The sequence below is a fragment of the Nodularia sp. UHCC 0506 genome (assembly GCF_034931045.1).
In the GTDB taxonomy this organism is placed as follows: domain Bacteria; phylum Cyanobacteriota; class Cyanobacteriia; order Cyanobacteriales; family Nostocaceae; genus Nodularia.
On sequence record NZ_JAYGHH010000025.1, the window covers coordinates 1 to 8,550 of the forward strand.

Annotated in this window: 8 protein-coding genes; 5 read left to right on the forward strand and 3 right to left on the reverse strand. The window is 43.6% G+C overall.

Annotated elements, in window-relative coordinates:
* The first annotated feature begins 116 nt into the window (after positions 1-116).
* Genes VB654_RS14670 through VB654_RS14680 form a run of 3 tightly spaced genes read left to right on the forward strand, consistent with a single transcriptional unit; the run spans position 117 to position 2,814 of the window.
* Positions 117-959, forward strand: a complete 843-nt coding sequence (locus tag VB654_RS14670; RefSeq protein WP_323214573.1) for an FAD-binding domain-containing protein — start codon at positions 117-119, stop codon at positions 957-959.
* Entirely contained in the window at positions 956-1,384 is a 429-nt protein-coding gene (locus VB654_RS14675; RefSeq protein WP_323214513.1) for a hypothetical protein, read from the forward strand. The genes VB654_RS14670 and VB654_RS14675 overlap by 4 nt, the downstream gene beginning before the upstream one ends.
* Positions 1,385-1,419: 35 nt before the next feature.
* Complete coding sequence (locus VB654_RS14680; protein WP_323214514.1) at positions 1,420-2,814, forward strand: TldD/PmbA family protein; 1,395 nt, start codon at positions 1,420-1,422, stop codon at positions 2,812-2,814.
* Between the two features lie 24 nt (positions 2,815-2,838).
* Here VB654_RS14680 and VB654_RS14685 read toward each other — a convergent pair whose 3' ends face one another.
* Entirely contained in the window at positions 2,839-4,209 is a 1,371-nt protein-coding gene (locus VB654_RS14685) for a hypothetical protein (protein WP_323214515.1), read from the reverse strand.
* 581 nt (positions 4,210-4,790) lie between these two features.
* Here VB654_RS14685 and VB654_RS14690 point away from each other — a divergent pair.
* Together VB654_RS14690 and VB654_RS14695 are read left to right on the forward strand one after the other, a co-directional pair.
* The gene (locus tag VB654_RS14690) at positions 4,791-5,495 is read left to right on the forward strand and encodes a triacylglycerol lipase (protein WP_323214516.1); all 705 of its coding nucleotides are present in this window, start codon (positions 4,791-4,793) and stop codon (positions 5,493-5,495) included.
* A gap of 161 nt (positions 5,496-5,656) precedes the next feature.
* On the forward strand, positions 5,657-6,265 hold the full coding sequence (locus VB654_RS14695; RefSeq protein ID WP_323214517.1) for a cytochrome b N-terminal domain-containing protein: 609 nt from the start codon (positions 5,657-5,659) through the stop codon (positions 6,263-6,265).
* Here the strand turns inward: VB654_RS14695 and VB654_RS14700 are convergent.
* Together VB654_RS14700 and VB654_RS14705 are read right to left on the reverse strand one after the other, a co-directional pair.
* Positions 6,255-8,174 (reverse strand): cation:proton antiporter, encoded by a 1,920-nt coding sequence (locus VB654_RS14700; protein ID WP_323214518.1) that lies wholly within the window; start codon positions 8,172-8,174, stop codon positions 6,255-6,257. The genes VB654_RS14695 and VB654_RS14700 overlap by 11 nt on opposite strands.
* A 142-nt stretch (positions 8,175-8,316) precedes the next feature.
* Positions 8,317-8,550 (reverse strand): hypothetical protein (locus VB654_RS14705; protein ID WP_323214519.1); only part of this gene is annotated, 234 nt, incomplete at its 5' end.

Below are 8,550 nucleotides of genomic sequence, written 5' to 3' on the forward strand. Positions count from 1 at the left end.
AAGGGTTTTTTCCTACCTACGAACTACGAACTACGAATTACGAATTACGAACTACGAACTACGAACTACGAACTACGAACTACGAACTACGAATTACGAATTACGAATTAAAAAATATGCGCCGTGATTTTAGTAACCGCGATGAGTTAATCGCTTATCTCCGCGAACAATTCCCCGATGCAGCAAAACGGGATGATCATATTAGTGAAACTGTGGGAGGACGTAAAGCGGCGGAGAAAGCACTGCAAAAAGTTAATCCTGTGGATTACGCGAAAACACGTAACTCTTTAACTGGTGCTGTTACGAGACTTTCGCCTTATATTCGTTATGGGGTTTTAAGCTTGCGCGAAGTTCGGGATGATGTGCTGGAAAAAGTACAAGACCCTAATGATGCTAGTAAATTGATTAATGAATTAGGCTGGCGTGACTATTGGCAGAGATTATATGAGAAACTAGGCGATCGCATCTGGGAAGATCAAGAAGAATACAAAACTGGGTACACTCCAACAGATTACGCTGACAAACTACCAGCAGATATCACCGCAGGGACTACAGGAATGGTTTGTATTGATAGCTTTAGCCATGAATTAGGTCAAACTGGCTACTTACACAACCATATCAGGATGTGGTTAGCCGCTTACATTGTCCATTGGCGGCGTATTCGTTGGCAAGCCGGAGCCAAATGGTTTTTAGAACACCTGCTAGATGGCGACCCTGCCAGTAATAATATGTCATGGCAATGGGTAGCCAGCACCTTTAGTCATAAACCTTATTTTTTCAATCGTGAGAATTTAGAACGTTATACCAAAGGTGTTTATTGTCGCCAATGTCCCCTCTACGGTCATTGTGATTTTGAAGGTAGCTACGAAGAATTAGAACAGCGACTATTTCCCCAAGGTGAATTTATCAAAAAACCTAATAGTCAAAGCTGGCAAAGAGGCAAAAAAGGTAAAAAATGAGTCAACCAATCGTTTGGGTACACGGAGACTGCCTGAGTCCCGACAACCCCGCCTTACAAGAATACCCCGAAGCCCCAGCAATCTGGGTATGGGATGAAGCCTTAATAACAGAATGGCAACTCAGCCTCAAACGCATCACATTTATTTACGAATGCTTATTAGAAATACCCGTAACCATTCGCCGTGGTAAAGTAGCCGAAGAAATCTTAGCATTTGCCCAAGAAAACCATGCCGATTCAGTCGTAACAACCACCAGCCCTAGTCCGAGATTTCATCACATTTGCGACCAAATAGAAAAAACCTTACGTCTGGAAACCTGGGAAACAGAACCATTCCTTGAATACGATGGCTATATTGATTTAAAACGATTCTCCCGCTATTGGAAAATAGCCGAAAAACACCTCCTCCGCGTACCTCTGCGCTAACCTCCGCGCCCCTTTGCGTTTAAATCTTACCTCAAATGCCAACCACCCTCACCGACACCCAAAACATCCTTTCCGACCTGATCACCCGCTACTCACCCCGTGTAGATTACCTAGTCATCCGCCTCGAACAATCCGAAGGAACAGATATTTTATTACGTGGCGACCAAGTAGAAACCCTGAGTGAAGGCATTTCCACTGGTGGACATATTCGAGCTTGTTATAAAGGTGGCTGGGGATTCAGTAGTTTTAACCAACTAGCGACCATCAAAGAACGAATTGAAGAAGCGATCGCCGCAGCTAGGATGGTAGGTGATGAACAGACTATCCTCGCTCCCATTGACCCAGTACAAGCAATATGTGAACTACCCCTCACAGGCACTGATCCCCGCAAAATTCCGGTGAGGCAGAAAAAAGAACTGTGCGATCGCTATACTGACTTATTAAAAAGCCTTGATCATCGCATCACTACCACCTCAGTCCGCTACGGTGACAGCGCCCAAAAAGTAATTATTGCTACCTCAGAAGGAACCTTCATCGAACAATCTTGGGTAGATATGGAAATGCGTTTTGCCGCCACGGCCAGAAACGACGAAACGGTGCAAACGGGCAGAGAAACCACTGGTTCTCGCAAAGCCTACGAAGATTTAACAGTTTTGGACGAACAAGTTAAAAGTGCAGCCCAAAGAGCGATCGCAGCCTTAACTTTACCACCAGTCAAAGGCAATACTTACACAGTAGTCATTGACCCCATTCTCACAGGCTTATTTGTTCACGAAGCCTTTGGACACCTTTCCGAAGCTGATATGGCTTACGAAAACCCAGACCTCTTAGAAGTCATGACCATTGGCCGACGGTTCGGCACAGAAGAACTACAAATTTTTGATGGTGCTGCCCCAGCAGGTCATAGAGGTAGTTATTTTTACGATGATGAAGGAACGCCCAGTACTACTACGCAACTAATTAAAGACGGCATTTTAGTAGGACGTTTACATTCTCGTGAAACCGCAGGCAAATTAGAAGAACAGCCTACCGGTAATTCACGTTGTCTCAATTACCACTTTAACCCCATTGTTAGAATGACAAACACCTGGATTCAACGAGGTAAAACACCAGTTGCCGACTTATTCTCCGGCATAAAATCAGGAGTATACGCCCGTAACTGGCTAGGTGGCATGACCAACGGGGAAATGTTCACCTTTAGTGCTGGGGAAGCGTGGATGATCAGAAACGGTAAACTAGCCGAACCTGTAAAAGATGTCACACTTTCGGGTAATGTTTTCCAAACCCTAGCGGACATTGAAGCCATTGGTGATGACTTTTATTGGGATGAGTCTGGTGGTTGCGGTAAAGGTGGACAGAATGGCCTCCCTGTTGGTTGTGGCGGCCCCAGTCTCAGAATTAGAGATGTAGTAGTTGGTGGGGAAACTTAAACTACTTCCCAATCCCCGTTACTTTTAATTAGACTCTTTTCTTTCCTCTTGGAGTTGGCGCAACTGTTGTATAAGTTTTTGGCCAGATTCTAGAGTAGTGGACAGTGAACTGTTATTAGCTTCGGGTCTTCTAGTAGCTGTGGGTACTGACTCCTCATTTGAGATTCGCAGTTCTGGTAATGGTTGGAGACTAGCTGCGGGTGACTGTTCTTGAGTAGTTGCAGCAGTTTTGCCGTCGTTTTGGAAACGGAGGCTAAATGGATAACTGCTGATTCGCTGATCTCCTTTAGGAGATTTGGTACTAAAGTATTCCCTAGCCTTCGATTTTAATTCACTAGAAACTGATTCGTCTTGGAATTTAATATCTAAAACCTTGCCTTCAGGATCTACCACTAAGAAACCCAAGACTGTACCTTGAATATTTGGTTTATTTGCCGCAACTGTTTCCCGAATAACTGGTTTTTCTTGGGAATTGGGGTATGCTTTCTGAATTTCTTGTCTGATACTTTCGTATGAGTTTAACTGGGCAATTAGTCCTTGTGGTTCATTTACTGGTTTTAAAGTCAAATCAGATGCTTTGGCTATAGATTCCGGCTGCGATGTGCGAATATTGGGATTTCTGAGGGCTACCTCGTCTTGAGGCTGGGGGTTTTTTTGGAGGCGAGCGATGAGAGATTCGTTACCAGGCTGTGTGATTTGTGGATTGGTATTTGTGGCTGTGTTAGTGCGCCGAGTATTTGGTAATTCACCAGGTATTTCAGACGCAGTTGCTTTTGGCAATCTGTCTACAGGTATCGGTTGGACTGCCAATTTAACTGCACTTTGATTAAAAGTCCGAGTGGATGCTGTAAATCTTTGGTTAGCAGCATTGAAACCAGAGGGATCAAATCGAAATTCCTCTCTGGGAACTGCCGGCGCAGTCTGACGTGCAGTACTTTGACGTACTGACTCACGCATAGCTGTAGGCTGCCTTTGGGGTAAAGAAACATTGCGATTAGGAGAAAACCGATAGTTAGGGGCTGTCCTAAATGAAGGCAATGCAGACTGTCTATAGGGAGTAGCAGATAGCGGTAACGGAGGCAGTACAGTTCTCTGAGCTTGGATATTCAGATTTGGCGACAGCAGCTGTGGTTGCTGAGGAAGTTCTGGTTGCAAGGTAGCTTCGGAGGGGAAGGTACTTGGCATTTGTGGCAGACGACTTTGGTCAGCTTGGCTTAATTCCAAGATCCCGACTGATTTTGGTGATGCTGATACTGGAGATGGCGCAGTGTCTACAGGCATCAATGGCACAATCAACGCAATAGCACCGTGAATGCCAAGGGAGGCTATTGCTGCTATCCCAGTTGGTTGGCTGAGGATTTCTGGTATATTTTTTAGCAGGGAGACGTAAGACATAGCTGTTATCGTTCACTCGGCTCGGTTGCGGTTGACTAGCAAAGTAATTTTATCTTAATTACAAGAGATGTATCCTTCTAAAAATCATAACTTCCTATACTCATACTCAAAATGGCAGGATAGGTTTTTTCAAGTTTTTAATTTTTCAATGAGAATATGTTTCTCTTGTTAACTAAGTGCTGGAAGATGATCACTTTTGAATTGTGATTTTTATGAGGAGATGCACAATATGGACTGGAGTTTAAGGTAGTTGCTTCTGATCGCCATCGCATCAGTCTAAATATATAACTATATCTGTTGCAGTTGCTGGTATGATTCTCTGACTATTACGGCGTAAGTTACGTTCCGCTAACAAATACCAGCTTTGCTTTGAAAGCAGAATATAGTTTCGTCCCATCATACCACATCAGCCCCATTTTCTACTGTTGCCAAATTAGCTATTTACTCAGGGTATCAAATGCCATTTTAGTAAAATTGCCTTTATGGTAGTCCACAAAGGCGAGTTTTCCGGTGTTAATCACAAATTTTTCCCTAACTGCCTGTTTTTATCAAGACGCGATTTATTCCCGAAATTCCCCAAAATGCCATTACCTACAATTATTGTGCCTGGATATTTAGAAAGTGCGATCGCTTACCGTCAATTAGAACAATCTTTATTGCAGTTAGGTGTACCCACGGTAACAGTACCACTAAGGCGACGCGACTGGTTACAAACCATTGGCAGACCTGTAACTCCCATTGTGCAGCAACTGGATCGCACAGTAAAACAGATGTTGCACAAACATAATGCGGCTCAAGTCAATTTAATTGGTCATTCTGCCGGAGGTTGGATTTCCCGCATTTATTTAGGAGACCAACCATATTTAGGACGGGGTAAAATAACATCCTGCTGTTGGCAAGCTCACCCTTTAGTCGCTAGTTTAATCACTTTAGGTACACCCCATATTAGCCAAGAACGTTGGACACGAGCAAATTTAGATTTTGTAACTGATAACTATCCCGGTGCTTTTTACAAAAGTATTCGTTACGTTTGTGTAGCCGGGAAAACTATCTTTGGTCAAAGGAAACCCGGTAGCTGGTTAGCCTACAACAGTTATCAACAAACCTGTGGTCAAGGTAACACCTGGGGAGATGGGATTACACCCATTGCGGCGGCTCATCTAGAAGGTGCGGAAAACCTAGTGATTGCAGGTGTCCAACATTCTCCCAGAAGCCCTGGGATTTGGTATGGCTCACCAGAACCTTTAAAATCTTGGGTGGGGACAGTGCTGAGTGCTGAGTGCTAAGTGGGGAAAGTTATGAGTAAGTTTTTTGCCCCCCTGCCTCTTCTTTATGGCTATGGTTTCAGGAAATTTGTCTTTCTTTGAGAAGAGCAACATAAATTAATTTTTCTTAGTTAAAATTGTAATAAAAATAAACACTTAGCTAAGAACAGGAAGGGGAAAATATGGAAAGTACCCAGTTTGATAGAATTTTACGGCGACTGGCGACGATTTTAGCAGTAGCAATGCTGAGTTTCTGCTTGATTTACATCACCACGGGAATTTTGCTCTCTTTTTACTACGAACCCACCGCCGGCGGAGCATATCAATCTTTGAAAACTATTAATACACAAATACCCTACGGGTGGTTGTTCCACAGAGCTTATGATTTAGCTGGTAATGCAGTTATAGTGGTCGCATTGGTGCAAATTGTTGTGATGTTTTTAGGGCGACAATTTAGCAAAAGTTGGCTGACTGCTTGGATTAGTGGAATTTTCTTAACTTTAAGCGTGATTGGTCTAGATTGGACAGCAATGCTTTTAGACTGGACTCAAGAAGGCTACTGGCGTTTTAGCATTGAGCTAGGAACCATCGAAGCAATTCCGTTTATAGGTGAGCAACTACGAGACATTCTTACAGGTGGTGGAGCCATTAGTACAGTCACTGTTGCACACCTTTATACCATTCACAGTTATATTTTGGCGGTTGCTGCCATCATTCTGGCTGTAGTACATTTATCTGCCCTAATTTGGCAAGAACAACAAATGTCTGAAGTCCGAGCATTCAATTCTTAGGAGCATCACCGCTAAAAAGTTGAGATAATTTTTCCAAGGGTAGTTCTTCTACCTCTGGTAAAGTTTCCAGAGACAGGCGAGTTGATTGGCTACCACCGGATAAACGCTTTAACAAGTTTGGCCTGGGGTCATGTAATAAATAAATAATGCGATCGCCTACTAACCATTCTTGACTAGCTGGCATCACTTGTAAACGGTCTTCTCGCTCTACCAACAACGGAATCAAATCTCCAGTCTTAATTTTTTCTTGGATGCGTTCTTGCTGTTTAGTAAATTCGGAATTATTGAGTGTAGTTGTCCCCAGCTTCACTCTGCCATCGTTAAGGTACTCATTCCAAGTCTTAATCACTAACTCCGTAGCAAAAGCTTGGTTAACCTTATGATTTTTACTGGAATTAGCTTGGGGTTTACGGGGAAAAACTGCCAACACACGCGGCGGACTAAATTCTTCAGCCGCCCGTTGAGCCAAAACAAAATTCACCTCACCGTTATTAGTCATCGCCAAAAAAGTTCCCATAGAAGCTAACCCAGCCTCTTCTAAAACCGAAACATCCAGCGCACTACTCGAAATCACCCGAACATCTTGCTCGGCGGCTTTTTGACAACGTTCCGGGTCTGTATCAATCATCACCACTGTTTCTCCCCGTTCTTGAAAGAAACGGGCAATCAATAGACTCAAGGGATTGCAACCCACAATCACCGCCCCAGTTACATCCTTGGACGTAATTCTTAGCCATTTAGCAATTGTGCCAGCCGTTAACCCTTGACAAACTACCGTCATGATAATCGTTAAGAATACTAGAGCTTTAATGGCATCACCACCATTAATACCGCGCTGTGTCAACGAAATGGCAAACAAAGAGGCTACAGAAGCCGAGACAATGCCTCTAGGAGCTACCCAGCTTAAAAATAGTTTCTGTCGCCAATTCAAATCACTGTTCCAAGTACAACAGAGAATGTTAATGGGACGAACCACAAACATGAGTACTAAAACAGTAAAAACACTACCCCAACCCAAGGCAAACACACTAGCAATAGAAAGGTCAGCTGCTAGGAGAATAAATAGCACCGAAACGCTAAGAATTGTTAGTTGACCTTTAAAGCTTCGTAATAATCGCTCTTCTGGTACTGATGAGTTAGCAAATACCGCCCCAGCTATAACCGTGGTCATGACTCCCGATTCACTACGAATCGTCTGTGCCACAGTAAACAAACCCCAGAGAATCGCCAGTACCACCAGGTTTTTTAACTCTGGTGAGAGGAAATTAGCGCGTTTGAAAATCAAACTCATCAAGTAGCCTCCTGCGCCACCAATTGCTGCCCCAACTCCCAGACGCATTAGTAAACCGATGATGGCATTGATGGGGTCGGCATCGCCATTCATAATGGTGTCTAGGACAACGAAGGCGAGAATAGCTCCTACTGGGTCGATGAGAACTCCTTCTCCTTCTAAGATCGTTGCTACTTGACGATCTACATTGATTTGTTTTAATAGGGGACTAATTACAGTTGGCCCTGTGACTACAATAATGGAGCCGTAGAGAAAAGCTATATTCCAAGGGAATTCACCCAGCCAGTGGGCTGCCATACTACCACCAATTAAAGTGATGAGTGTTCCCAAGGTGACGAGCAATTGTAGGCTGACTGAAACTCTACCCAATTCCTGTACATCCAGGTTGAGTCCGCCTTCAAATAAAATTATTGCCGTTGCTAGGGCAACAATCACTTCTAGTCCAGAACCTAGTACGTGAGGATGTAACACGCCCAGCCCATCGGAGCCAAGCAGAATGCCTAGTAGCAGTAACAAGACAATACTAGGTAAGCGGAAGTATGCGGCCAACACCTGGGCGGTAATGCCTGCAACAACGACGCTCACTATCTGTAGGGTTATTTCAAAAGATGCTTCCATGTTGTAGATTTTGAGCTATATATTTCAAAATCTTTTGTAAAGAATAGTAAATATCACCTCTACAGAGTACAACATCACATCCTTTCTCCACAGAGAAATCCAGAGTTTTTTCATACTTAGTCCTACATATTACTCCATTTTTTCATGATTTGGAGAAACATCTGAAAAGTGCTGAGTGCTGAGTGGGGAAAGTTATGAGTGAAGAAAGTTTTGAGTAAATTTCTTTCTCCTGCTCCCCTGCCCTCTGCCCCTTCTTCCTCTTGTTAGTATCAAACACCAAACAAAATTCCACAGCTACATTCATCGCTGCTGATGCTATGGCATTGTGTACCTGAAGCACAAATTTAACTATAAAGTATGTCCTGCCGCCTATTTT